Annotated in this window: 25 protein-coding genes and 1 tRNA gene; 10 read left to right on the top strand and 16 right to left on the bottom strand. The window is 54.7% G+C overall.

Annotated features, from left to right (window positions below; translation table 11 throughout):
• Position 1: 1 nt before the first annotated feature.
• The 12 genes from Q1B13_RS22235 to Q1B13_RS22180 form a co-directional block, all read right to left on the bottom strand.
• Entirely contained in the window at positions 2 to 1,939 is a 1,938-nt protein-coding gene (locus Q1B13_RS22235; protein WP_299084136.1) for a phage terminase large subunit family protein, read from the bottom strand.
• On the bottom strand, positions 1,939 to 2,436 hold the full coding sequence (locus Q1B13_RS22230) for a terminase small subunit, Nu1 (protein WP_299084139.1): 498 nt from the start codon (positions 2,434 to 2,436) through the stop codon (positions 1,939 to 1,941). Before Q1B13_RS22230 ends, Q1B13_RS22235 begins: the two co-directional genes overlap by 1 nt.
• A gap of 5 nt (positions 2,437 to 2,441) precedes the next feature.
• Positions 2,442 to 2,990, bottom strand: a complete 549-nt coding sequence (locus Q1B13_RS22225) for a ParB/Srx family N-terminal domain-containing protein (protein WP_299800484.1) — start codon at positions 2,988 to 2,990, stop codon at positions 2,442 to 2,444.
• A gap of 109 nt (positions 2,991 to 3,099) precedes the next feature.
• A complete protein-coding gene (locus tag Q1B13_RS22220; protein ID WP_299800478.1) occupies positions 3,100 to 3,306 on the bottom strand; it encodes a hypothetical protein in 207 nt (68 codons plus the stop codon).
• Complete coding sequence (locus Q1B13_RS22215; RefSeq protein WP_299800476.1) at positions 3,296 to 3,499, bottom strand: hypothetical protein; 204 nt, start codon at positions 3,497 to 3,499, stop codon at positions 3,296 to 3,298. The genes Q1B13_RS22220 and Q1B13_RS22215 overlap by 11 nt, the downstream gene beginning before the upstream one ends.
• Before the next feature lie 14 nt (positions 3,500 to 3,513).
• Complete coding sequence (locus tag Q1B13_RS22210) at positions 3,514 to 4,335, bottom strand: lysozyme (RefSeq protein ID WP_299084147.1); 822 nt, start codon at positions 4,333 to 4,335, stop codon at positions 3,514 to 3,516.
• Complete coding sequence (locus Q1B13_RS22205; protein WP_299084151.1) at positions 4,319 to 4,792, bottom strand: hypothetical protein; 474 nt, start codon at positions 4,790 to 4,792, stop codon at positions 4,319 to 4,321. The genes Q1B13_RS22210 and Q1B13_RS22205 overlap by 17 nt, the downstream gene beginning before the upstream one ends.
• Complete coding sequence (locus Q1B13_RS22200) at positions 4,782 to 5,420, bottom strand: MT-A70 family methyltransferase (RefSeq protein WP_299084154.1); 639 nt, start codon at positions 5,418 to 5,420, stop codon at positions 4,782 to 4,784. Before Q1B13_RS22200 ends, Q1B13_RS22205 begins: the two co-directional genes overlap by 11 nt.
• A 91-nt stretch (positions 5,421 to 5,511) precedes the next feature.
• The gene (locus tag Q1B13_RS22195) at positions 5,512 to 5,691 is read right to left on the bottom strand and encodes a hypothetical protein (RefSeq protein ID WP_299800473.1); all 180 of its coding nucleotides are present in this window, start codon (positions 5,689 to 5,691) and stop codon (positions 5,512 to 5,514) included.
• Positions 5,688 to 5,972, bottom strand: coding sequence for a hypothetical protein (locus Q1B13_RS22190; RefSeq protein WP_299084160.1), 285 nt, complete (start codon positions 5,970 to 5,972; stop codon positions 5,688 to 5,690). Before Q1B13_RS22190 ends, Q1B13_RS22195 begins: the two co-directional genes overlap by 4 nt.
• On the bottom strand, positions 5,969 to 6,826 hold the full coding sequence (locus tag Q1B13_RS22185) for a helix-turn-helix domain-containing protein (protein ID WP_299084163.1): 858 nt from the start codon (positions 6,824 to 6,826) through the stop codon (positions 5,969 to 5,971). The genes Q1B13_RS22190 and Q1B13_RS22185 overlap by 4 nt, the downstream gene beginning before the upstream one ends.
• A gap of 489 nt (positions 6,827 to 7,315) precedes the next feature.
• Positions 7,316 to 7,537 (bottom strand): hypothetical protein, encoded by a 222-nt coding sequence (locus Q1B13_RS22180; protein ID WP_299084166.1) that lies wholly within the window; start codon positions 7,535 to 7,537, stop codon positions 7,316 to 7,318.
• Positions 7,538 to 7,625: 88 nt separating this feature from the next.
• Between Q1B13_RS22180 and Q1B13_RS22175 the strand changes: the two genes are divergently transcribed.
• From Q1B13_RS22175 to Q1B13_RS22150, 6 genes are all read left to right on the top strand, one after another.
• The gene (locus Q1B13_RS22175) at positions 7,626 to 7,937 is read left to right on the top strand and encodes a helix-turn-helix transcriptional regulator (RefSeq protein ID WP_298938117.1); all 312 of its coding nucleotides are present in this window, start codon (positions 7,626 to 7,628) and stop codon (positions 7,935 to 7,937) included.
• A gap of 221 nt (positions 7,938 to 8,158) precedes the next feature.
• Positions 8,159 to 8,365 carry a hypothetical protein gene (locus Q1B13_RS22170; protein ID WP_299084168.1) on the top strand — a complete coding sequence of 69 codons (207 nt, stop codon included), beginning with the start codon at positions 8,159 to 8,161 and terminating at the stop codon, positions 8,363 to 8,365.
• Entirely contained in the window at positions 8,362 to 8,622 is a 261-nt protein-coding gene (locus Q1B13_RS22165) for a hypothetical protein (protein WP_299084171.1), read from the top strand. The genes Q1B13_RS22170 and Q1B13_RS22165 overlap by 4 nt, the downstream gene beginning before the upstream one ends.
• Positions 8,619 to 8,984: a hypothetical protein gene (locus Q1B13_RS22160; RefSeq protein ID WP_299084174.1), complete on the top strand. Its 366-nt coding sequence runs from the start codon at positions 8,619 to 8,621 to the stop codon at positions 8,982 to 8,984. Before Q1B13_RS22165 ends, Q1B13_RS22160 begins: the two co-directional genes overlap by 4 nt.
• A 181-nt stretch (positions 8,985 to 9,165) precedes the next feature.
• Entirely contained in the window at positions 9,166 to 10,254 is a 1,089-nt protein-coding gene (locus tag Q1B13_RS22155) for a site-specific integrase (RefSeq protein WP_299084177.1), read from the top strand.
• A gap of 482 nt (positions 10,255 to 10,736) precedes the next feature.
• Positions 10,737 to 11,453 carry an HNH endonuclease signature motif containing protein gene (locus Q1B13_RS22150; protein WP_299084180.1) on the top strand — a complete coding sequence of 239 codons (717 nt, stop codon included), beginning with the start codon at positions 10,737 to 10,739 and terminating at the stop codon, positions 11,451 to 11,453.
• Between the two features lie 160 nt (positions 11,454 to 11,613).
• Here Q1B13_RS22150 and Q1B13_RS22145 read toward each other — a convergent pair whose 3' ends face one another.
• The 4 genes from Q1B13_RS22145 to Q1B13_RS22130 all read right to left on the bottom strand — a co-directional run bounded on the left by Q1B13_RS22145 (position 11,614) and on the right by Q1B13_RS22130 (position 18,290).
• Positions 11,614 to 13,380, bottom strand: a complete 1,767-nt coding sequence (locus Q1B13_RS22145) for a response regulator receiver domain (RefSeq protein ID WP_299084183.1) — start codon at positions 13,378 to 13,380, stop codon at positions 11,614 to 11,616.
• Complete coding sequence (locus Q1B13_RS22140) at positions 13,373 to 16,360, bottom strand: ATP-binding protein (protein WP_299084185.1); 2,988 nt, start codon at positions 16,358 to 16,360, stop codon at positions 13,373 to 13,375. The genes Q1B13_RS22145 and Q1B13_RS22140 overlap by 8 nt, the downstream gene beginning before the upstream one ends.
• Positions 16,357 to 17,628 (bottom strand): DNA cytosine methyltransferase, encoded by a 1,272-nt coding sequence (locus Q1B13_RS22135; RefSeq protein WP_299084187.1) that lies wholly within the window; start codon positions 17,626 to 17,628, stop codon positions 16,357 to 16,359. The genes Q1B13_RS22140 and Q1B13_RS22135 overlap by 4 nt, the downstream gene beginning before the upstream one ends.
• A gap of 572 nt (positions 17,629 to 18,200) precedes the next feature.
• A tRNA-Ser gene (locus Q1B13_RS22130) sits at positions 18,201 to 18,290 on the bottom strand.
• A 252-nt stretch (positions 18,291 to 18,542) separates the two neighbouring features.
• On the opposite strand from Q1B13_RS22130, the gene Q1B13_RS22125 reads away from it, so the two are divergent.
• The 4 genes from Q1B13_RS22125 to Q1B13_RS22110 all read left to right on the top strand — a co-directional run bounded on the left by Q1B13_RS22125 (position 18,543) and on the right by Q1B13_RS22110 (position 22,824).
• Positions 18,543 to 19,592 (top strand): patatin-like phospholipase family protein, encoded by a 1,050-nt coding sequence (locus Q1B13_RS22125; RefSeq protein ID WP_299084190.1) that lies wholly within the window; start codon positions 18,543 to 18,545, stop codon positions 19,590 to 19,592.
• A 103-nt stretch (positions 19,593 to 19,695) separates the two neighbouring features.
• Positions 19,696 to 20,709 (top strand): catalase, encoded by a 1,014-nt coding sequence (locus tag Q1B13_RS22120; RefSeq protein WP_299084193.1) that lies wholly within the window; start codon positions 19,696 to 19,698, stop codon positions 20,707 to 20,709.
• Positions 20,710 to 20,713: 4 nt separating this feature from the next.
• Positions 20,714 to 21,430: a hypothetical protein gene (locus Q1B13_RS22115; RefSeq protein WP_298937763.1), complete on the top strand. Its 717-nt coding sequence runs from the start codon at positions 20,714 to 20,716 to the stop codon at positions 21,428 to 21,430.
• Positions 21,427 to 22,824 carry a hypothetical protein gene (locus Q1B13_RS22110; protein ID WP_299084196.1) on the top strand — a complete coding sequence of 466 codons (1,398 nt, stop codon included), beginning with the start codon at positions 21,427 to 21,429 and terminating at the stop codon, positions 22,822 to 22,824. The genes Q1B13_RS22115 and Q1B13_RS22110 overlap by 4 nt, the downstream gene beginning before the upstream one ends.
• Positions 22,825 to 22,830 lie beyond the last annotated feature (6 nt).

The raw sequence follows: 22,830 nt of genomic DNA, 5'->3' as shown, positions 1-22,830 counted from the left end.
CTTACCATCCGTCGTTACCCGGCCCTGAGCCGCGCCCACGAGGTCGGCGGAGCCTTCGCCGCCTAGTCTTACGGGACTTGGTAGTCGCTTCCTCTGGCGAGTCTCCCGCATCGCTGGTCGGTGGCGTTATCTCATCAGCCGGTCGGAGCCGCTTCAGGCGGGTGGGGATGTTGGCATCAATGATCTTCAGGGCGGCATAGGCGTAGACCCGGCAATCCAATGCTTCGTTGCGATCACGCGTCTTCTTCCACTCGCGGATCGGGAAACCGCGGACAAAGCGCGTAACCAAGCGTTCAGCCGTGAGCTGGTGGAACCATTCGGGATCCCGATCAATGGGGACGTGGCAATAGCCCGGGCCCGGCTTCTCTTGTTTGAATCTACGTTGGACAATCAGCTTTGCGTCATTGACGCCGAGCGTGAATAGGGTGACAGGACGCCCACGCCTACCCGAGCGCGACTTCGATGGGGCAGACGCTATCGGCTTCTCCCAACCTTTGCCGCCCTTGATGGCGAAGATGTTACGCCGCTGTTTTCCGCGGAGCTGCTCATAAGCCGCCTGGGTGAGGCCGCCGGAGCCGCCGGTATCAACACAAGTGGCGGCGATCTTCATCCGCGCGCCGGTCTCATGCTCCCACGTCTGGTCCAGATATTCGAATAACTGATCCCAGACCTCCGGTTTCAATGGATCACCCCAGAACACCTGGTGGTCCAGGCTCCAGCTTTCCTCGCCCAACCCCCAGCCGACGCGCTCGACTTCAAGCCGATCCTCTTGCATGTCCACACCACAAGTCTGCAGCGCAACATCCTTGGGTATCTTTTCGGGCAGCGGAGCTGCACGCGCGATAAGTTGATCAACCTCAAGCGTCTCCGCGTCCTCTTCCCAGGCCTCGGCCAGAGATACGTTCACGAAGGCCTGCAGATCCCCCATCGCCTTCTTGTCGAGGAAGGATTGAACCACATCCTTCAGCCCGACAAAGCAGGAATAGAGCTCGCTCAGATGATAGGAGGCATGGCCTCGGAACGGTTTGCTCGCCTTCCAGCCTTGCCCCTGCGCTTCAGCGCTCTTGATCGCCTCAACACGGTCATCGTCATCCCAGGCGCAACCATTGGCGCGGCACTCGTAGTACGCCGTCTCAGGTAAGTGGGTGCCGTCGCTGGCCTTGTTCCATTTGACATTCGACCATTCGAGTGTTTGGGCTTCGCCGCAATGTGGGCAGCAAACATGGAACTTCCGCTGGTCACCTTCCTCATACGACTTGTCGATATGGGAAGAGCCCTTGAAGGTCGGCGTCGAAATCTCGAGCAAGCAGACCTGATCGGCCATGAAGCGCAGAAAAGATCGGGCTCGTTGCCAGAGCAGCGATACAGGATGACCCTCGGCGGTACGGTCGTAGCTATCGGTCTCATCGCAGACAATGAATGGAGCCGAGATCCCGCGCATCGTCTTCGGCGAACCCGACCAAGCGAAGATGAGATCGCCACCGGGGTAGGATTTCATCTTGGTGTTGTTGACACCCTTTCGGCCTCGCGGCTTTGCGATCCGCTCCTGAAGCGAAGGTGACGCCTCGACCAAAGGGTTGAATTTCGTGTTCAACCATTTCTGCAGGTCACCCTCAGAGGCCTGCATCATGATCTGGTTTATCGGGTCATGAACGATCTTGTATGCCTGCGCACAGAGGGCGAGTTGGGTTTTGCCGACTTGGGCACCCCACTTGAGCGTGATCCGATGGCATTCGGGGTTCACCGTCATGTCCAGCGGCTCGCGCTGGTAGGGTGCGTTGTCGAACCGGATCGGGCCGGAGATAGCTGCGCCAACGGGGATGCGAACGCCGTCTTCACTCTCGGCCCATTCAGACGGCCTCAGCTCCGGCGGCGGTGCCAACGCGGCAAAGGCAGCGGTCGCGACCATGAGCACGGCTGATCCAAACGGCCACGCCATCAGCTTTCCTCTACCAGGTCTGCCGGGTCTGTTGATGCCAATGCGTGCAGCGACGCCGCGATCTCGTCCTTGGCAATCGCTTTGATTTTGGCTTCCTTCTTCTCCGACTTGGTCCGTGCAGCGATGCGGGTGGGCGTGTTGTTGAGCAGCTTGGTCTTGATCTCCGACATGACCAGCTCGAGCGCTTCCCGCATCTCGATCGCATCCACCAGGTCGCCACGCATTTTGGCGGCTTCCATCTCCGCCTTGTCAGCTTCGGCCTTCGTCTTTCTGGCCCTCTCAGCGTTTAGACTGATTTTTTCGGCAAAACTTGGATTTTCCAGCTTGGCCTGAAGGTAAGCGACATAGCCTCGCACAACCGGCGCGAGCTCATATTGCCCTCGGGACGCTTTGGGAATGATCCCTTCTTTCGCGAGCTGTTGAATCCGCCGTGGTGTCAGATTGAACAGCTTGGCGAAAACCTCGACGCCGTAAGTGGGTCCGCCGGAGGCACTCAATCACATCACCCACGCTCTACAACGCCTTTGAGGGAGGCGGTTCGACATGTGTATCCGTTCGCGGCGAGCAGGTCATAGGCGGCTTGTTGTTCTTCCGCATTGGCGCAGGTCGCAATTACTGCCAGCTCGTCTGGATCAGTTGCCGGCACAACATCCCCTTCATCCGTTTCCACCTGCAGTAACTTCGCCAGCTCTTTCTCACTGAAACCTAAGACCTCGAGATTGAAGTCGGAGCGGTCCAGTGATCCGAGTTCGAGTGACAGGAGTTCTTTATCCCAACCTGCTTGTTCGGCGAGCTTGTTGTCGGCGATGACATAAGCCCGCCGTTTCGTTTCAGACAGACCCGAGAGTTTGACGCATGGAACTTTGTCCAGGCCCAAGACCTCGGCGGCGAGGAACCTGCCGTGACCAGCGACAATCGTCATGTCGTCCGCGATCAGAATGGGGTTGGTGAACCCAAACTCCCGGATCGATGCGACAATTTGATTGATCTGGCTCTGAGAGTGCGTCCTTGAGTTGTTCCCATAGGGTCGCAAACTCGAAAGCGTGACCATCTTTGATCCGGGATAGCTTTGAATATCTGACACGTTCAAAACCCCAAAGCGAAACGAAATGGGGTTCGGCACCCGCGCAGAAGTGTTTTTTTGCGACCATCAACACCCACTAGGCATTACCCCCCAGGAAGGACCCGCTTTCTGTAAGCTCAGCTCGCCGTGCGGCACTGGCTTTGGTGTGCAGATCGCAGAGCTTGACGCGATAAATCCCCGCCGCGCAGGCGCGCGCGATGGTATCGTCAATCCGATCCTGGTCTTTCAGCGTCTCACCCTTTGCGCCTGGCAGCGCATCCCCAATGGTGCGGTCAATGCCCACGACACTGGCCGGCTGCAAAGTCGAACACGCCGCCAGCGTCAATGCAGCGCTCAAAAACAGAGCTAGCTTGGTCAGCCGCATCTCCTGCCTCCTGATTTTGTTCAATGACATCGACCTGGGCGCTCTCGCGGCCAAGCCCGTAGATGCTGGTGGCAATAGCCAAGATCGCCATTGCCACCAGTCCGATCAGCATGACCCGAACGCGCATCACGCGACCCCAAGCATGCAAAGCTCGGTCTCCTCGCTGCGCCGATTGACCAAGCCGCGCAATACACGCCCGCCCCCTCGGTTCCACCAGCCGAGGGCCGTGCATGCTCCTGCAATGCTGCCCTCATTCAAGCGCTGCACTGCGGTGCTTTTCGAGGTGCGAGAAACGCCCACGTTGTAAGCCAGGCTGCTGAAGGCGACATCCCGCGTGACCGGCATTCGGTAGAGCAGTGTCTCAGCGCTGAAGGCGGGCCGGAGGGCATCTCGATAGGCGATGACTTCGCGGGCCAACATGGCATCGCACTCAGCCTTGGTGTGGGTGTCGCCGAGCTCTACGCCTTTGGTTTCGCCGTAGCAAACCGTGGGCACCCCCACGATGTCGAGGTAGGCCTCCAGGCGCAGGCCTTCCCATCGCCCGACAAAGGGCACAGCAATCTCCAGGAATGCGGTGTCAGCCGATGGCCCAGCGCTGGCGGGAACTGCATCTGTGCTCGACGTGGTTGCATCGCGGTTCTGGAATGGCGCGTTGGTAAAGCTATTACCATGCTCCAGTGCCAGCACCACGACCAAGCCGAGAGCCATCACGCCGACGATCCAAGGGGAGTTGGTTTTCGAGCGATCGATGCCTTGATCCCAGAGTCGCCCGAAGACGCCATAAACCAGGAGCACGATACCCGCGACCCACCAGATGCGCGGGTGCGTGTCGGTGTCGAAATGCAAGAAGATGATTTCAGGCAGGAGAAGGCAGATCAGGCTCGCATAGAAAGCCCACATGCTATGGGCCTTTTGGGCCACCGATTTCCAGTTAGGGATAAGTTTCATTCAGACCTCCAAAAGGTTGGTTGATTGCCCCTCGGCGATGATTTTTCTGATCCGATACGGTCTCCTTGGGTTGGGTTTCTTCGGCGCGCGCGATGATCACGCGCACCCAATACGCGGTACGTTCCACCATGTCGGCGATATCAGCGATTTGGACGCCCTCACGATGAAGGCGAACGATCTCTCGGTGCAGGAATTGCCACTCCAAAAAACGGCAATTGCTCGGCTGAAGGATCATTCCCGAAAAGGCATCGACCATACGTCGTGCATCGTGCCAACCTAGCAATTCCACGAGCTTGTGATCGGCTGGCAGGTCCTTTGGGATGTAGATACAGACTCGCCACGACCGTGAACCCGAGTTCGGCAGCTTGCCAATGAACTCAAGCGCCTTTTCGCGCCCGATCACGTCCGCGATCTCCTGGACAGAAGGCGGTAGCTTGGTTGTGGGATCAGGCGGCATCGAATTTCCCCACCTCATTGCCCCATACAGCCCAGCCGGGTCGAAGCTGGCGCGAGAACAGCTCAATCCGCCGGGCATCCGGCATCAGGTTCTCTGCGGCCTCGAATGCCTCGTCGGGCTTGCGGGAATGTTCGCGCACCTTCGCCTCGATCGTGATTGTCCCGGTTGGCCAGGGCCCGCCGCCGAATTCGGAATGGAAACCGTCGTCGAATGTTGCCACCGTCGATCGGGTGGATTTCGTCGTCCTGGGAGCGCCGCGCGTAGCGATCAGGAAGGGCTCGTTTGAGCTGCGCAGCACATAACCGGTACCGAAGGCCTCTTTGCCGCGGGTGGTGCGCTTCACCCACGTACCCGCTGTCTTGTATTCGAATCCCCAGGCTTCAACCACGCGCAGTGCATCGGGCAGCATCGGGTTCGTGGCCCAGAGCCAAAGCAGGCAATCCGCTGCGGCAATGGTCTCGACCGGCAACGCGCAAATGGCGTCCGTGTCCTCGCACGAATAGTGGGCCTGCGGAGCTTTCTCTTCTCCGGCCTCCGAGTGCAGATCAAAACGCCAGGGCGGGTCCGCCATGATCATGTTGAAACCACCGTGCGGACGCATATCCAGAAACTCGCGGAGGGTGCTCATACCTCGCGCACCTCCACACCCTGGGCGCCGAACTTTTGGTTCTTCGGTTGCTCCTGCAGATCGCGAAGTTCGGCAGCAGACATGCGATCCGTCATGACGCCTCCTCCGTGTCCTGGTGCCCAGCGCACAGAGCTTTGAACGTGGTGATCGCGCGGTTTGGGTAAGCGCGGGTCAGGCGCTCGAACGCAGCATCGGCATCCTTCGCCCGGATGATGTGTTGGATGTGGCCGACACCGGCCACGTCTGCTTTCACTGAAAAACGCTGCTTCACTGCCCTCGGACCTTCTGGTGTGCTTTGAGTTGCTGACCCGCGAACTTGAGAGCACGGGCAACATCCGCTGCGATCGGGTCTGTCGTGGCCAATCCAGATTGGACCTGGTAAGCGCCGTGGATTTCATCGAGGCTGTGAAACCGGGTGCTGCGCATCACCGGCATGACCGGACCAGGACGCGGGGCATGAACCACGCAATCGCCCGCGATTTGATCGACGGTGACCGTTGCCTTGCCAAAGGTGGTGCCGTTGGTGGCCGGGTCAGCGTGGATATTGCTCATAGCGCCACCCCCGCTGCCCGGCACTGCTCGACGGTCACAAGCTCACGCGAAATCAACTCCCGCGCGGACGCTGCCGACACATGGCGCCCAACCCACGATTGCCGTTCGCGGATAGCTTTGGCGCGTTGCTCAAGGATTACATCTGGGCTCACCGGCTTCGCGGTGGTGGCGAATTGCAGCCACCGCTTCTGCTCCACCCAATTCTCGGAATAGGCGACATAGCGGGGATGGTTGCCCTTCTGCTCGGCGGCATAGGCCTTGGTCCCGGAGAGGATGGTCTCGCAGCTCACGCCGTCCTGACAAACCGCCTTCTTCAGCGCAGCCTCGGTCTTTTCTCGATCACCACCCCGAGGATAGACGGCGAAGAACCGATCAAAGAAATCTGAAAGTCCCGTGTTTACGGCGTTAGCCGCACATAAAGGTTCAAGGATGGTTCCAGTAAGGTTTGGGTGACACTGTGACACCCCATGGGGTGACATGGTGACACCCGTCAGGTGACATGGTGACACGGGTGACATGGTGTCACCCGTCGATTTTGTGTCCAGGGGTGTCATGGTGTCACGTGTCGAGGGCAGCTTTTCGATGGCTTCGATGTTGATCCGATACTCTACCGTGAAACCATTTCGACATTTCCTCTGACCCACTTCAGAGATGAGCGACGCGGCCAGGAGTGCATCAACGGCCCGCTGGACCGTCCGCTTACTCATTTCCAAATCGGCAGCGATGTTAGCCTTCGAGGTCCAGATCCCGGAACCGTCATCTGAGGCGCATGCGGCCATGAACATGAGTACCGCCTTGTTTGCGGAACTTCCGGTTTGGCGTCTCTGAACGATGCCAGTCGCGATGTGGCTCATGGTCCATCTCCACTCAGTGGAGATGGACCATGAGCCTGAACGCTGGTATCAATAGACCCTGAGCTTTCCTGACTCCACTGAGTGGAGACGGATGCCCGAACCTCAAAAACCAAATGTTTGGGAGCTGCGCGATGGCTCATGGCCCACCGCACAACATCGCCTCTCGACGTTGCCCCATGTTTCTGCTCCTGAAAGAGGTTTTTTGCCGTGTTGTGAGCTTTTGCGGCCCCTGAATTGGGCGGGGGTGCCGCCAGAGGACACGCGCCAGCGACACTGCCCAGACTGTCTCCATCAGAAACCGCGAGGTGCGCGACGGTGTCACAAGCACCGCCGCGCTATTCCACCCCGCCCCCGAAAGAACAGGCGAGACGGAATATCTCACTGAGCTACAGTTCATTCTCGAGATTCTGTACGGCACACTTTGGCTCAGCGCCTTCATCTGCGCTACAGCCATATGACCCACTTGGGCATGGAAATGGCTAAAATAGCTCATGCGGCTCGCTCCTCCAGTTGAAGAAACGAGAAAAGAGAACGAGGCGGCTCTTGAAGCTTCGCTTCGCGGGCCATTTGGCATAAAGCATCGTACCAGGCAGATGGGAAAACCCCGGCCTGCATCGCCGTGTGGATTGTTTGCGGCTTCTTTCGCAGTGCTTTGGCTACCTCTTGATAGCCGCCCAGCGACGAGACAAATGTTCGTGTCGGGGTATCCATACAACACCCTTAGTGCGAAATAATCGTATTATCAACTATTCGAAAGTTAGGAAGTGCAAATTTTTCGTATCGCGATGTAATCAAGCTCATGGATTATCTTGAGCAAGAGCGCCGCACTAAGACTGGTGATGTATCGCCAGAGGCGATTCACTGTAGGCTGGTCGCCATTCGAAAGATGACCGGGCTGACCAGCAAAGAACTGGCTGCAAGTGCGGGTATAAAATACACTACATTCATCAGTCAGGAAAAGGCGGGGTCGCCGTCAGTCAAGCTCATGACCTACTACCTGAAAGCCTTCTTAGTCGACTATAACTTCATTCTCGGCGGAGACGCCGCACGGCTTCCTGCCGACGTTCGTGAAGCGATTTTGGTGCAGCTCGGCGAATCTTCAGCCACGTAATTGGCGCGAAAAACCAGTTTAGATTGATCCCCAGGGCCAGACCAGCTCGCGCGATCGCACGCACAATCAAGGCGATTCCCTCCCATGTTCTTGTTTTATTCTCATCATTAAGTTGGCCGTTGCATAGCCGGATTTTCAAATTATACGAAAATTTAGTAACTTTGGATTGACGATTACGAAATAATCGTATCTGCTTGCTTCCAACATCTACGGAGGCAACCATGCTGCATTTCATTCCCCCACAGATCCCTGCGGTCGAACCGACAACGCATTTCTGCGCGGATCCTCGACAGGTGGTTGCGAATCCCGAGCAATACGCGGATCGCCCGCTGCTTCGACGACTGGCATGGATGACGCTCATGACCGAGCGCGGGAACGTGGTTGACCAAGACCGGCTCGCTCGGATGCCAGTTGAGGTTGGTCGATGAGCCGCCGCCTTAACCTCGAGCGGCTGCGAGGCGTGATCGCGGTCTTTGACACGATCGAGCCCGAGAACCGGCTGGATTCTTTGGTCAAGCTTGCTCGCGACAACGGTGGCGCATGGGATTGGGCAAGCGCTCGGCTTCCAGTAGCGACGCCCATTTACATCGAGGTATTCAAGATCCGCGCCACTGCTGAAACCTTGGATGACCTGCCCAGCGCATGGATTGCCGAAGCCCAGCGTCTGCTCGAGGCTGCAGCATGAAAGCCCCAATCCAAACACCTCGCCCCGATGATGCGCCCGCACCGCCGCGCTCCGGGGAAACTACGCCCTCGAGCCATGGTTCGCCCAGCTCGGGGGCCTTTTCTTCATTCCCTGATCTCGGAGATGAGGTCCGGTTTCAAAGGTCGCCCACGCATCATCCTGAATTGGGAATTGTACGGGGCCGGGTCTTTGGCGCGCGCGCGATCGAGATCGTGGACATGAACGGCAAACCACTCCGCCTCGAGGCTGGTCAATACGAGATTACCAACAGAATGCCGCACTCCACTCACGGACGGCAGCCCCCGTCAGGGTCCACGCCCGGCGCTGGCGGGGGCACAGATACTTCCGATTGCGTGGAATGACCGCCCAGCGCCTTCCTTCCTGGGCCGTTGAGCCCATCGACATGAACGGGGCGGCAGCGGCGCTGGGCATAAGCCGTCGAACATTCGTAGCTATTTTGGCCCGTCATCCGCACTTTGAACTCAGGGGTCGGAAAAAGGTATTCTACCCCGAGCACATAGCGGAAATTAGGAAGGGGCTGAAATGCGAAAGGACTGGGACCCGATCTGGGACGAAAAATGGGGCTGGAAAGTCGATTTCTACATCGAGGGCGAGCGGGTTCGCCGACGCCTTGGCCTCCGTGACAAAAGCTTCAAGAGAATCGCGAGCCAAAAAGCGGAGCAGCTCTACCGCGAGCTCTGGGAGCGTCGTCTCAATCCGATAGCGCAACGGGAGGGAACACCCTTTTGGAAAGCTGCCAAGGGCTACGTGGACGCAGGCGGTGAAGCCCGGTTTCTGCCCAAGCTGATCCGGCACTTTGGTGAGCATACGCTGATTGAGGACATCGACGAACCGCAGATCGTCGGCGCAGGCGCGGTAATCTACCCAGGCCGAGCACCGGATACAATACGACGGCAGGTCCGGGTTCCAATCACCGCAGTTATCCGGTGGGCCCAGGGTACCAGGCGGCGACCATCAACCGACAATAGGCGGGTGCGCTGGCTTACCCCCGAGGAAGCCGAGGCATTACTCGAGGCGGCTGCGGCGCTGACATTGCCTCGCCATCCCAACCCGGAACCCTACACCCTCGCGAAGATTGCATTCCTGCTGGGGTCAGGTTGTCGTACCGGCGAGTGCTTTGCCGCAAAGGTGGACGATTGGAACGCGGGCACCCGCCAACTCTGGATACCGGCGATCGAGGTCGGGGCCGGGAAAACGCGCGGCTCCGCACGCTGGGTGAAGTTACCGGAACGGTCAGTCGAACTCATGGGGGACTTGCCCCTCAAAGGACGGATGTTCCGCACCCCATATGGCAAAGAGATCAAACTGATCGACGGCGGTGGCGGTCAGATGCAGGCTGCCTTCAACAAAGCCCGCGATGCCGCCGGGTTAGGGGACGATGTGACGCCGCATGTGCTCCGCCACACCTGGGCGACATGGTTCTATGCCCAGACCCGCGATTTCGGTACCCTCATGGACCAAGGCGGGTGGTCGAAAGCCGACATGGCGAACCGATACCGGAAACTGGCCCCGGACGACCTCTCCGAGCGGTTGCTGAAACACGGCTGGGATTTCCGGCGCGAGATGCCCGAGGATCAGAGGATCAGGCTGCGCGTCGTCGGTGATGAGTAGACAGGGCCGATGCTGTACGCAGCACAAAATGCCATTTCGTCACGACGCAGCATCCGGGCCGTATGGGGTCAGCGAAGCGCAGAGAGTTGACTTTGCAAAGTTTGAATCAAAGGCGAGCGAGATCGGCCTGACTGGCCCACAACAGTCATTCAGTATCGTACTGACGCTGCATCGCGACTTCCGACAAGCGGTCCTTTTACTCAGGCAAAGCGTGTGCCAGCTAGTCAATAGTGTGTGGTCAAGTCTATTCACCTTATAGACTGCAGAAGTTCGCCAGATGCTATGTGACTTTCGGAAACCTAAGGCAATTGCAGATGTACAATCCTTATGATGAAACAGGCGAAGTGCTCGACGCCAGGTATTCAGTTGAAACTTTGGGAGGCGGTTTCGATCTGATCATCGAGTCTCGGGGCGGATCCACAGGCGGGCGCCCTCCGCGAAACACCGACTACGCCCGAGCTTTGGTATTGCATCTCCGTCGAATGGCAGAACTTGGCATGGTCTTGGACGATCTGCAAGTTGCCAGTTCCGAGGCGATGCGGCTGCCAGAGAAAAAGCGCCAAATTCGACCAAAGGGCTACACGCTGCCGCTCGAACTCTCGAAAGTACCAGACTTCGACGAACTCCGACTGGCAATTGGACGGGTCACTGGTGAGCATGAGACAAAATCAAAAAAGGGAGGCAATCGAACAAAGAGGCTAAGGTTGCGGATACGCTGGATTGGTGCGTCCGGCATGTCGGCAGACTCAATAGCCACCATGTTGGCTCACTGGGATCCTTCAGAAGAACCCACTGGAGACCCGAAAGAACTGTCCGAGCGAGTCGAGCGCGCACGCATTCGAAGGCGCACGAAAAAGGCGGCTCCACCAAAGGGTCAAGAGAAAGTTCCAAAAACAACTGCTACCACTGAACGATATATTCGCGATCCAGAAGTCATAGCTTGGGTGCTGGAGGAAGCGGCTGGTAACTGCGAAAGCTGCGGCTCTCCCGCGCCCTTCAGACGTGCCGACGGCGAAGGGTTCTTAGAAGTGCATCACGTGAGACCACTCGGCGAAGGCGGCCCGGACATAATCGAAAACGCGACAGCCTGCTGCCCAAATTGTCACCGGCGGTTACATCATGATCCAGCAAAAAACACCCTCCGTCGCAAGCTGATCGCATCTATCAATCGGCTTAAGGACTTCCAGGCTAAAACTTAGTTTCGGAACCTTCACTGGCTCGCCCACAGCCATCGGCCCTTACCAGACATTCCGCAACTCCTTCAGTTGCTGCAACTGCAGCCCACTTTACAGACATTCACTCCCGCCAATACTGGGGAGTAGTTAGCAAGAAAAAGTGCCGGGTTCATATCACTGGTGCTTATTCACCAGCGAAGTCCAGCCCAATTCTAGTTACAGCACCTCCAAGGCGCTGCACAAGATTTTGAGCATACTCGTACCGAAGCTGATAACGGACCTCGCATTGATGAGTACTCATACCAAAAGCATTGGCTTCTTGGTCCATTTCAGAGCGCGATACGGTGAACCTGAAGCCATTGTCAAAGATGCCTTTGTTTTCCGCATAGAACACTTCTGTCTCCGGCATTGCATCGGGGCTAGACACAATTGAGAACACAGAAACACCGTCTTCTGAACTGAAGAACAGATATTGATTGCTCTGAACCTTGTCAGGAAGTTTGTTTGGAGTTCTCGCATGGAGCTTTAGCGCAGTGAACCTAAGACGGCTACCGTGTAAGTTGAGATTCTTTTTGGAAATTTGTGCTGGGACGGTGTCGCATAGCGGCGAGACGCAAATCCAGGTATCATCTGCTGCGTCGAAGATATGGCCTGTCTGAATATGCCACCCACCGACGTCATCGCTGCATACCAGAGCGTTATGCAACAGCTGGGCCCTCTTGAGTTGTTCAGGGTTGCTCAGGTCGACTTGATAGTGATCCTTCACAACCGAGATGTTGTCGGCCTTTTTTTCTTGTCTCTGGGACTCAACGAGCCTGTCAGCGAATAACCGCACTCCTGGTAGAACTTCAGCGATCATCGACTCAATGTGACGTCTAACCGTGCGATCAATTGTTGACCTGCGATTTTCCTCACCAGAAAGCAGGAGCTCTTTAAACCAAAGGGCGGACGAATGATTGTCGGCAAGCGCGCGATCCTGCATTTCGACACCCTGATTTTCGATATCGGCTGACATTTTGGCAAGGAAAAGCCGTGATGGCCTTGGTTTCCAATCAGCCAATGCGGCCCTTAGAGCATCTAGTAGCGGCTTCTTTGCTTGCTTGGCTGAAAATGTAATAAAGCCTCTGTCTGAGCGAATCCACTTCACTTCGCCAGAGTCACGGAAGCTCGTCACACGACAGTTCTCCTGGTTCAGCTGGTCCGCAATCCTGTCTTGATAGGAAAGTACGGCCGACATCGCCATCCCACGCCAATACTTCTTGTGCAGTTTTGTGTCTGAGAACAACTTATTAAGCGCAGCGAACTCGGCCTTTCCGGACATGACTTTTTGGATGTTATTGTAGTCAGCGACCACTGAAGCATACTGCCGAAAACCAACGGCTCTGTCGAGTTGATCGGAAAAGTTCTCTGGTATGTCCGTTTCTTCGTATGCCTCTTCAACCTGAGCCGCCGCATCTTCAGGCAGCGCTGGTAAGCGGTCGCTTTCAAGCAGGCCAACCAAGAAGCTTTCAAATACGTCGTCTAGATTTTTGTTGGTGTTAACGATGATTAGGTTGAAGTGATCGCTGGCGAAGAGTTTGCGTGCAATGCGAAGAGAGCGGGTGTGGTCCTCGGCGTTATCTGGATCAAGCTGATAATCCAAGACTAAGAGATCAGTTTGGTGCAGATGTGCCGCGCCGTCGACTTCCTCATCGTCAGTCAGATTCTGAGCGTCATGTATGTCGAGGATGTACTTCTTTTCTTTGGAACGGAACTCACTAACAACATCCATAACTTGTTTAGGGTTTTTGACCCATTCCTTTTGTCTCGGCTCTACTCCGTCGACGCCTTCGAGCTTTGGATCGGAACCTAGGACCTCTTCGATAGTCGGATAGTCGTCATCCACAATCACGACAGAACGAATTGGATCAATAAACGCTTCTTCGATGAAGCTCTGAAAATTCTCAGCCATTCTCGAACTCGGCCCCATTCAAATCGATCAAAAAATTGGCACCAGGGAGCAGCTGACTTGCGGCGTCCTCGGCATATGAAATCGAATGTCCACCGGAGACTAGATTTGCTTTAGCCAGGTAGAGGCCCACGCCTCGCCCACCCTGAATCTTCCTTGTGAAGAACAGCTTGAAGAGGTTGTTTACGTCTTCAGGCGCAACGCCCGGACCACTATCCGCAACTACAACTTTTGCCGACGCTACGTCGAATAAAATCTCACGGTGCTCGTTGTTGCTGGTTCCGACCCAGTAGATGCTGTTGTTCACCAGATTGATGAAAACCGGAAGCAGCCTGGAAGGCTGATCAAAAACCCTAAAATCGAGAAACGCTTCTGTGGACTTTAGCTCAATGCGACTCTTTGTAAGGCTGGGTCCGAAAAAGTCTTGGATGTAGTCGCGTATTTCGACACCGGTTATCCACTTTTCTACCTTGATCCCGGATAATCTAAGCGGAGATAGAAAACGGAGCTGGTCGGTCAACCCTTCGTAACCAAGGGTGATGTCTCGTACAGCTTTGGTTTCCGCCAATCCGTCCGGGAGAGCCCTAATGCCGGAGGCAATTATGTCGTCAAAGTCTTGAAGGTCGTGACCGGTGATTTCCACTGCGATGCCCAGTTGTGCAAGGCTATTTAGCCGATCAAGCTCGATTCTTGCCTCGGCTAATTCTTCCATTCCGCGGGTTGCCAGGTGTTCTAGGTCGATGCTCTCCTTGAGCCCTTCGAGGGCACGTACGTAAGGTTCAAAGATACCCTCATTTTCCTCTGAAATGTCGCGATCTAGCCTTGTTAGTTTGGCCGATGCAGATGAAAAGGTCTCGCGTTCTGCTTTGAAGAGCTGAAGTACAGCTTCGGCTTCGTCTTTAAACAGAGCTTTTCGTTGATCTGAGAGTTCGATGATACGTTTGAATTCATCGGTTTGAAGTGAGCGCACAAGTTTCTGCCATTGATTCACACGAGCCGAAATTCGGTTGCGTGATTTTTCAACCTGATTTTCCAGGACAGTCAGTGGGTCTGACGGGCGGAACTTCTCGACTTCCTCGTCTACAGCCTTGGAAACTGTAACGTATAGCTGTCGGGCACGAGCAGCTTGCGATCGGTATGCAGAGTAGTTTTCCTTCTGTCGAGGCGACATTGAACGCGGTGCGCCAGGAATTGTCGCGGAAGGTAAGTGATCTCGAAATGACGAAATCAATTCCTGCTTTTCTGCGATATCGGCATCGCTTGTGATCCTCAAGTTTTTCGCGGCGTCTTCGAGTTGCTCAACAAGGACGGGAAGTTTCTCGAGGCCTTCCTTGAGGTTTCGAGTAAACGTTCGCTTGTTCTTTGCTCTTAACTTTTCTCGGTTCTGGGCAACGCGTTCTTGCTTTTTCGTTTCCGTAACTTCCGGCAGAAGTTCTTTCCTGACCGGCGCGTCCGTACCAAAGTACTTTCGAGCCGATTGCATCAGTAAGTTTACACCGATATCTCGCAAAGCCTTTGCAGCCCTGTTGTCGATGAACCCTTCGCGACCTGCCTTATCCCTTAAGTTTGGGTTGTCTTCCCGGGTCGTTGCAATTCGACCGAACATTTGGCGATGGTTCCAAAACTCGCGACCTGCGCTTCTCGAACGCCTTTCGTCCATTTCAAAGAAGTCGTTGTCGCTTCTGCCATATGGCAAGACTCGTAAGCCATCTCTGAATACCATGAAGCCACTGTATAGGCTGGCCATCTCTTTGAATCTCTCATGTTCAGCCTTTTCGTGCGTTGATTTCATGTAATCGAATTCAATCGCTGAAATGTATAAATCGAAAGGCCCCAATCTAGTATCAGAGCGCGTTGGGATCTCGATGTTAGAAGCAGGCAGAATTTTCACTTCGTCCGGCAACCAACTCCCAAATGCCTTGACGCGACCGCGAAAAACGCCCTCCTCGTCAACTTCTCCCTTAATACAATGCTCCATTTTGGACACTTGATGCCGTGACACACCGATGTCCCTACCTATGATTTCTTTATTATTGCCGTCTCTCCAAGTTCGGACGTGATATCCAAAATTTCCAAAGAAATCTGGTATGTTACTGTTGGTTGGGTCAACGTAGGGGTCTACAAAGCTGGCCAGTGTTTCACGGAAGTTTTTTCGGGTTCTCGCTTCGGTTGGTTTTAGTTGTCCGTCCAACAACTGAGCGCGCAGATCGTAATTGATTCCTGATACAATCAGAGCTGTACCACTGTCCGAACCGTCTTGCGCAACTGCCCAGCCAGACAAGTGATCCAACGAGAAGTTTAACTCACGAATGCTTTGAACTATCGCCTTCGAAGTCACTCCACCGGCCCGCTCAGGCAGTTTGTCGAAATCACTCCAAGCCCGAGCAATTCTTTCTGCATTCTCTCGTTGTTCGGGGTTCGACTGATTGGTGCTCGATGGCTGCTCAGGTTCGATGTTTTGTAACAGTTCCTCGATCATGCTTGGAAGGCGTTCGAATGCGTGTTCGAGATGAGAAACTTCTACCGTGGGAAAGAATATGTCGGCGAGATTTAAGTACGGGTTCTCGAACAGCCGCCAGTCAATCAAAGACGTAACAAATTCTTCATCCGATCGTTTAGAGATCAGCAGCATTATTGGCCCAAGGTTTGCACAAGAAAGCCTGCCAATGCCCTTCTGGCCTTGTTTCACGCGTTCCTGCAGCCCCTTGCGATCACCAATCGGGACTCTGTCTGCGGTAGCTTTGGACTCTGTCCCAATAACCAGCCACCGGTCCTGAAACTCTTTCAGGTTCATCCCGTGACCGTTGTCTGACACGACGGCAACAGGAGACTTGCCGGCGAAGAGGTCTAGCGCAACATCTGTGGCATATGCATCAAACGCATTCTTCCACAATTCTGAAATAGCTGTAGGGCAATCCGCAACCTGTTCTCGGCCTAAGTGATCGACCGTTCTAGCCCTAGTCTTGAAGCCCGAACGTCTCACTGATTGTGCTCCTTGAGAAATGTTCCACTCACATTGACCTCTCGAGGGATCATAAGTGCAACCAATTGCTTTACAATAATTTCCGCCATTTTGACAGGAACAGCATTGCCAATCTGCTTGCCAGCTGCAGTCAAGCCACCCTCAAAGACAAAACTGTCCGGGAAGGTTTGGATTCTCGCTGCCTGACGAACAGTTATCCCATGATGCTCCGTTGGATGTACAAATCTACCCTTTGAGGGGTTGATACAAGCCGTTGTCATTGTCGGGGCTGGCAACTGTGAATCTATGCGGCCATACACGTCCTTGTGGCCATCATGGTTTTCATGACAGCGAAGGGTTCGGCCCGAATCTCGCCGTGAACCTCCATTTATTGGCGTGTTCTTAAACGCTCTAATTAGCTCGTCGTTGTGCTTCATATGTAAATCATTAGGGTCACCGCAAGGAGCTGAAATAAAAGCATTTTGGCAAGAAACCCATCTTTTCGCCGGATTGTCATTCGTCTCAGTGTGTGTTGGAGGCGGTGGCCAATCCAAATCGGCTACTCGATCTCTTTCTCTTACACCTAGGATAAAGACACGCTTCCTCCGTTGCGGGACACCAAAATCTCGGGCGTCTAAAGTCACTGGATCAAGGATTGTGTAACCTTCACGGGTTCCAAGATCGTAGAATTTTTCCAAATAGTCGCTATGCCTTGGCCAAAGTAGACCTGGGACATTTTCCATCAGAAAAGCTTTGGGACGAAGCGATCTGACGAAGTCAAAATATCGATAAATCAAAGAATTACGAGGATCACCGACGCCCGCATCCTTTATTCTATGTGTAGAGAAGCCTTGGCAGGGTGGGCCACCCAAGAGCAAATCACATTCGGCGCCATTGGTGAAATGCGCTTTCGCCAACTTTTCTGGATCAAGCTTAAGAATGTCCTCTGTGTAGAGTGTAGTGTCCCCAACTTCGCAGAAGTTTTTACGGTAGGTTGCCGCGGCAAATTTGTCGAACTCGACTGCAAAAGTAACCTGAGCACCGGCATTGCGTGCTCCTAAAGAAAAGCCACCTGCACCTGCGAACAAATCCACAACTTTTGGCAAGCAGCTTGGAACTGTCGCAGCCGCGTTCAACGCTGAATCTGGGGTTGTTTGCTCTAACCTCATCATATGGTCTTCTTTGTGTACACCACTAGCTGCAAGCTCACTCCAACCGGGAGGCGCATACTTTTTGTTTTTCTGAACGATAGCCCTCTCCGCAGACTTGAACAACCACTTGGCGAACAATCTTTCTTTGGTCCCACACGCATCGTCAGATGCAGCAATACTCGAACGCCCAGTGGCAACGATCAGCTGTCAGTTATTAGTCTGCTTTAGGAAAAATTGGCTGCTACTGTGCATTGGCGGCGAGTGACCGGTTACCGCCCATCCTCGGGGTGTCGGGAGGTAAAACAAAGGTTCCGATCACTTCCGCTTCGGGCTGCCTCCATCGGACAGGACGCAACCAACAAAAAGTCTAAGTGTGGGGCTCTTCCGAAGCCGGTAACTCTACACTGTTATAAACCGGCATTACACCGATCGCACGAAATGCTGCGTCGAACTGGTCGATCTTTGTACCGTGGCGAGGCTGAAACTAGCGATCGACCGAGTTCCGGTTCCATTCGAGTAAACGGGCCAACTCTGCGCTGTTAATAGATATTCGGCACTCCACATTTGTGTGGAGGTCAACATAAGTGTGCAGTCAATTGGCTTCACCAGATTCTGGGCAATTATTGGGCAATCGCCATTTGTGCCCTGATTTCTGCCCAAAGCAGCAAGTTGCGTTGCTCTAGATAAACACAATAATATCAGGGGTTTGGTGGCGGAGACGAAGGGATTCGAACCCTCGAGACGGTTTCCCGCCTACTCCCTTAGCAGGGGAGCGCCTTCGACCACTCGGCCACGTCTCCGCCGACGGGTATATCCGTGCATGTAACCGAGATACAAGGTCGATTTTTCCGGCGCGTGCATTTTTCTGCGATGCTTTAGCGGTGTCGTTCAGGTAACGGTCGAGTTCAAGTATTCTTGCGTGGCGTTTCGTTTTCTTCATGATAGTTGCCAGTAAATGAGTCGTAGCAGTCAGTTTGGTCCATCACTCGTTTTCACCTGAAGGGTGGGTTGGGGCAGGGTCAAATTGGTGGACGTGATATGGGGCATGTCGGATGGCATTCAGGCTGGTTTCCTGCGATGGGGGCGGGATTAGAGGGTACTTGACGTGTTTGATTCTGCAGAGCCTGCATGAAGAAACGCGTTTTCTGGATAAGGCGGATGGGTTCGCCGGGACGTCTACGGGTGGCATGATTGCGGTTGCTCTGGCGGATGGTCGGTCACAGGGCAAGGACATGTCTGCACTGGTCGGCAAACTGGCGGCGCATTACCGCGATGATGCCGACAAGCTTTTCCGTGAAAACGAACGGACGTTTCTGGACAAGGCATTTGACGACGTTCTGAGAAAATTCAAATTGGGCGGAGGCCCAGGGATCACGGCGTCACAGTACAACTCGACAGGTCTTGCAGAAATCGGAGAGAGCCTTGTCGGGCACCGGACGCTGGAGACATTGGACCCCGAGATCGTTCTGGCGGTCAATACTGTGTGCCTGCATCGGGACGACAAGGTTGGCTGGTCGCCATTCACAGTGACCAATCAGGATCTGAGTCACGAGCACTGGCTGGATATGAGCGCCGTCAAACTGTTGGATGTGGCGATGGCGAGTTCAGCCGCGCCAACCTACTTTCCGCCTCATCTGATCACTGCGGATGGTGTCGATTATGGTTACTTCGCGGACGGGGGCACATTTGCCAACAATCCGGTGATGAATGGCATCAATGTGGCGATTGCAGCAAATCACGCAGATGGGTTGGAAGACATTGAGGCTTTGTCCATAGGGACCGGTCAGCAACCGACAGATATTTCAGAAGAAATGATCAAGGACCCAAATGATTGGGGGTTGCTCAAATGGTTCGGTATTACGTCGGGTGCGACCAAGGGAGCGTTGATTGAATTGCTACTGACGACATCCGCCGAGAACCAGTACTGGATGGCAAATCTTGTATTGAAAGACCGGCTGGTACGTCTGAACCCACCATTGCCCAAAGTTGTCGGCCTGGCCACACACAAACCTGCCTCGTATGACATGATGGATATTGCTTTTCAGGCCAGCAAGCAGACCCATCATTGGGACAAAGCAGTCAAGCTGCTGAACAGATGGTAACTTTCCAAGTTTCCCCAAAACAACCTCTCTGTTGCGTTTTTGAGAGCAGTCGTTAAGAATTAGTTGATAGATATTAAAGAATTATCAGATTGAGAGTTGGGACATGGGGGATTCCGGCATTGCCGAAAAACTGGTGGAAGTACTGCATCGTCCTGATGGCGATACAGCACTGCGACCGGTTCACACGATTGGAATAAGCGCCACGGGGTATTTCAAGCCATCTCCGATCGCGCAAAACTTTTGTATTGCCGAACATTTTCGCGAAAAGAAAACAGATGTCATTGTGCGCTTTTCGAATGGATCAGGCGCGGCGACGGTACGTGACGGCTGGTCCGATGTGCGTGGCATGGCCGTTCGTTTTCATCTGTCGGACAAAAGCGATACAGATCTGATCGCAATGACTTTGCCCGAGTTCTTTTCGCCGACGCCTGAGGATTTTCTGGCTTTTGCCGAAAAAGCTAAGCCCAAGCCGTACAAAGGTGAGACCCCGTGGCAGAAGATCTTCAACTACTTGCACCTGATATTGCCAAAACGTGATCCCTATCCGGGTGAAACGATCAGCCCAGATGACGGGGCCATCGAGTTCGCCGATCAAAACGCGCATGCGCAGCTGGGTGTGGTTCAGGCCGCTGCGATCGGGGCTCCGGTCAGTTACGTGCGTGCAGCATATCACGCGGTACATACATTTATCATTACAGACCCGAACAAAACCCGTCGCTGGGTGCGGTTTGCCTGGCAGCCGATAGCGGGTGTTCTCGAGACAAACCCCAATTTGCCACCAGTGGATGACTTCCTTCAGCAAGAACTCAAAGACCGGCTGAGCGCGGAAACTGCGCGCTTTTCGCTGATGATGACCATCGGGGAGGTGGGTGACGATTTCAACAATTCCGCCCGGCCATGGCCACCACATCGCAAACGGATCATGATGGGAACATTGACGCTGAACGCAGTGCCAGAGGATCAGATCGAACACTCGGAAAAGCTCAGTTTTAATCCGGGATTGCTGACCGACGGGATCGAGATGTCGGACGATCCGGTGTTGAAAGTGCGCGTTGACGCCTACAAGGTCTCCAGCGCCTGGCGCAGCGGAACACCTTGCCCATTCTCGCAGAGGTAAACCGATGACACGCCAGAACACTTGGTTCAATCGCTACGTCAACAGCTTGCCGGAACGGGGATGGTTCAAGTTCCTGTCGCGCTATGTGGTTGTGCCCTATTGGGCCTGGCGGGATCCCAAGCCGAAACTACCAGGCGGTCCAAGACCCTCTCCGCAGCCAAGCCAGAACGTACAGCGCATGATGAACCTGATAATGCCGCTAAAAGACCCGTCGCCTGCCGGGCGTGCCCATGCGACTCTGGCCATTGCCGAGAACGTTGATGAGATTTTTGCCGGGCTGGACAATGTTGGCACCGTCCACTTTGCGCGGTTTCTTCTAATCGACAACAATATCTGCATGATATCCGTTTATGACGGCGATTTCAGCAATTACATCCGGGATTTCATCACCACGATCGGCAGCGTGTTCAACGATGTAATCTCGCTGGTGGATGGTGCTGAGCATCTTATCCCCACCGAACATAATGTCGAGGAATTCATTGACTGGGTGCAGGAACACGACCTATTCCAGGCGCCTGATTTTCCGACCGATTTGTTTGGTCTGCAGGATGCGGCCAAAGGTCAAACACCAAACGAACCGCCGCATATGTTGGCATCATTGCCGCGCGAGTTCGTTTTGCAATTGCATGCAAATCGTAACCTTTCGTTGGGCGGCGGCTATCGCGCCTATCCCGGGGTCTCGGCCGCGCAAGTGCGCCAGAAATTTGGACAGGGCTGGTGAATACGCATTTTAAACTCTCTGATATTCAGGGCAACATCCTGCGCGGTTATCGTCGTAATCTGGTGCGCCATCTGATCCTTGAAGTGAAAGACAAAGGCGCGGCGCGCCGTTTTCTGGCGGCGGCTGTTGATGATGGCACCGCAGACTCACCCAAGATCACACGTGATGTAACTTGGGAGGTAAGGCCGCCTTACTGTTTCAATATTGGCATCACGTATGAAGGCCTGCGCGCTCTGGGAACATCTTCCCGGCACCTGAACACGTTCCCGACCGAATTCAAGCATGGCATGACCAAGCGTGCGATCAAGATCGGAGATTTCGGCAACAGCGCCCCCGAGAATTGGCCCGCGCCTTTTGACCAACCAGACCGCGTGCATCTGATTGCATCCATTCACTCGGACGTTTCCGAGCATCTTGATCAAGTCGAAGCAGAGGTGGCGAAAGCCTTTAACGTCCTTGGTGTACGTAATGGTCGAAACCTTCCCGAAGGCCGGGTTTTCTTTGGGTATGTCGACGGAATTTCACAGCCTCGGTTCAAGCGCGTCATTGATCCGGAAATGACCGATGTGGATGAGCCCATGGACCCTCTGGGTACAGCGCTGTTAGGGTATCCAACCCGGCAGGAAGGCGTTTTGTACCGTGTGCCCACACCGCACGAGCTGGGCTTTAACGGCTCATTCAACGCGTTTCGGGTGCTGGAACAGGATGTGGTGGCCTTCGAAAACTATCTGGATCAGGCGGCCACAACCCTGATGGACCATCCCAAGAAACATCTGCTGGCGGACCCGGACAATCTGGGCCGCATTGGGGAAGGCCTAGACATGTTTGGTGCCTTGCGCGAAGTGGTCGCCGCACAGATGTGCGGGCGATGGCGCAACGGTGTTCCGTACGAGCTGTCGCCGGATGCACAATTCCCCGAAACCGAAGTCTCGCCGACCAATTTTGACTATACGCACGCGTCACGTTGTCCGGCCGGGGCACATCTGCGCCGTGCCAATCCACGTGGCGGTCCAATCGTGCAACGTATTGCAAATTATACGCGTCGGTTGATCCGACGTGGTATGTCTTACGGGCCCGATTTCGACCCCAAAAACCCTGACAATGCAGAACGCGGTCTGCTGGGTAGTTTCATCGGGGCCAATATCGCGGCGCAGTTCGAAGCGGTGATGTGTGACTGGATCAATTTGGGCCTTCAGGATCCGAATATCACCGGCGCGAATGATCCTTTATTGGGGGCAAATACACCTGAAACCAGCTGGTTCGATATGACTTTACCCGACGGGGATACGATCCGCATCTACGGGTTCCCGCGTCTAATCTACGCGCGCGGAGGAGCCTACACCTTCCTGCCGAGCATAGCTGCGATCAAATATTTGTCGGAACTGACGGACTGAGCCAAA

Origin of the sequence: uncultured Ruegeria sp. (genome assembly GCF_947489545.1) — a bacterium.
Taxonomy (GTDB): Bacteria; Pseudomonadota; Alphaproteobacteria; order Rhodobacterales; family Rhodobacteraceae; genus Ruegeria.
This window is presented reverse-complemented; position numbering and strand designations above follow the sequence as displayed.

Excerpts from the sequence above, each read along its gene's own strand:
- Q1B13_RS22165 (WP_299084171.1), top strand. The coding sequence starts at position 8,362 with ATGAGCCGCCGCCTTAACCTCGAGCGGCTGCGAGGCGTGATCGCGGTC.
- Q1B13_RS22170 (WP_299084168.1), top strand. The coding sequence starts at position 8,159 with ATGCTGCATTTCATTCCCCCACAGATCCCTGCGGTCGAACCGACAACG.
- Q1B13_RS22185 (WP_299084163.1), bottom strand. The coding sequence starts at position 6,826 with ATGAGCCACATCGCGACTGGCATCGTTCAGAGACGCCAAACCGGAAGT.
- Q1B13_RS22120 (WP_299084193.1), top strand. The coding sequence starts at position 19,696 with ATGGGGGATTCCGGCATTGCCGAAAAACTGGTGGAAGTACTGCATCGT.
- Q1B13_RS22155 (WP_299084177.1), top strand. The coding sequence starts at position 9,166 with ATGCGAAAGGACTGGGACCCGATCTGGGACGAAAAATGGGGCTGGAAA.
- Q1B13_RS22160 (WP_299084174.1), top strand. The coding sequence starts at position 8,619 with ATGAAAGCCCCAATCCAAACACCTCGCCCCGATGATGCGCCCGCACCG.
- Q1B13_RS22190 (WP_299084160.1), bottom strand. The coding sequence starts at position 5,972 with ATGAGCAATATCCACGCTGACCCGGCCACCAACGGCACCACCTTTGGC.
- Q1B13_RS22205 (WP_299084151.1), bottom strand. The coding sequence starts at position 4,792 with ATGCCGCCTGATCCCACAACCAAGCTACCGCCTTCTGTCCAGGAGATC.
- Q1B13_RS22180 (WP_299084166.1), bottom strand. The coding sequence starts at position 7,537 with ATGGATACCCCGACACGAACATTTGTCTCGTCGCTGGGCGGCTATCAA.
- Q1B13_RS22175 (WP_298938117.1), top strand. The coding sequence starts at position 7,626 with ATGGATTATCTTGAGCAAGAGCGCCGCACTAAGACTGGTGATGTATCG.
- Q1B13_RS22145 (WP_299084183.1), bottom strand. The coding sequence starts at position 13,380 with ATGGCTGAGAATTTTCAGAGCTTCATCGAAGAAGCGTTTATTGATCCA.
- Q1B13_RS22210 (WP_299084147.1), bottom strand. The coding sequence starts at position 4,335 with ATGAAACTTATCCCTAACTGGAAATCGGTGGCCCAAAAGGCCCATAGC.
- Q1B13_RS22215 (WP_299800476.1), bottom strand. The coding sequence starts at position 3,499 with ATGCTGATCGGACTGGTGGCAATGGCGATCTTGGCTATTGCCACCAGC.
- Q1B13_RS22200 (WP_299084154.1), bottom strand. The coding sequence starts at position 5,420 with ATGAGCACCCTCCGCGAGTTTCTGGATATGCGTCCGCACGGTGGTTTC.
- Q1B13_RS22150 (WP_299084180.1), top strand. The coding sequence starts at position 10,737 with ATGGCAGAACTTGGCATGGTCTTGGACGATCTGCAAGTTGCCAGTTCC.
- Q1B13_RS22125 (WP_299084190.1), top strand. The coding sequence starts at position 18,543 with ATGGCATTCAGGCTGGTTTCCTGCGATGGGGGCGGGATTAGAGGGTAC.
- Q1B13_RS22225 (WP_299800484.1), bottom strand. The coding sequence starts at position 2,990 with ATGGTCACGCTTTCGAGTTTGCGACCCTATGGGAACAACTCAAGGACG.
- Q1B13_RS22235 (WP_299084136.1), bottom strand. The coding sequence starts at position 1,939 with ATGGCGTGGCCGTTTGGATCAGCCGTGCTCATGGTCGCGACCGCTGCC.
- Q1B13_RS22115 (WP_298937763.1), top strand. The coding sequence starts at position 20,714 with ATGACACGCCAGAACACTTGGTTCAATCGCTACGTCAACAGCTTGCCG.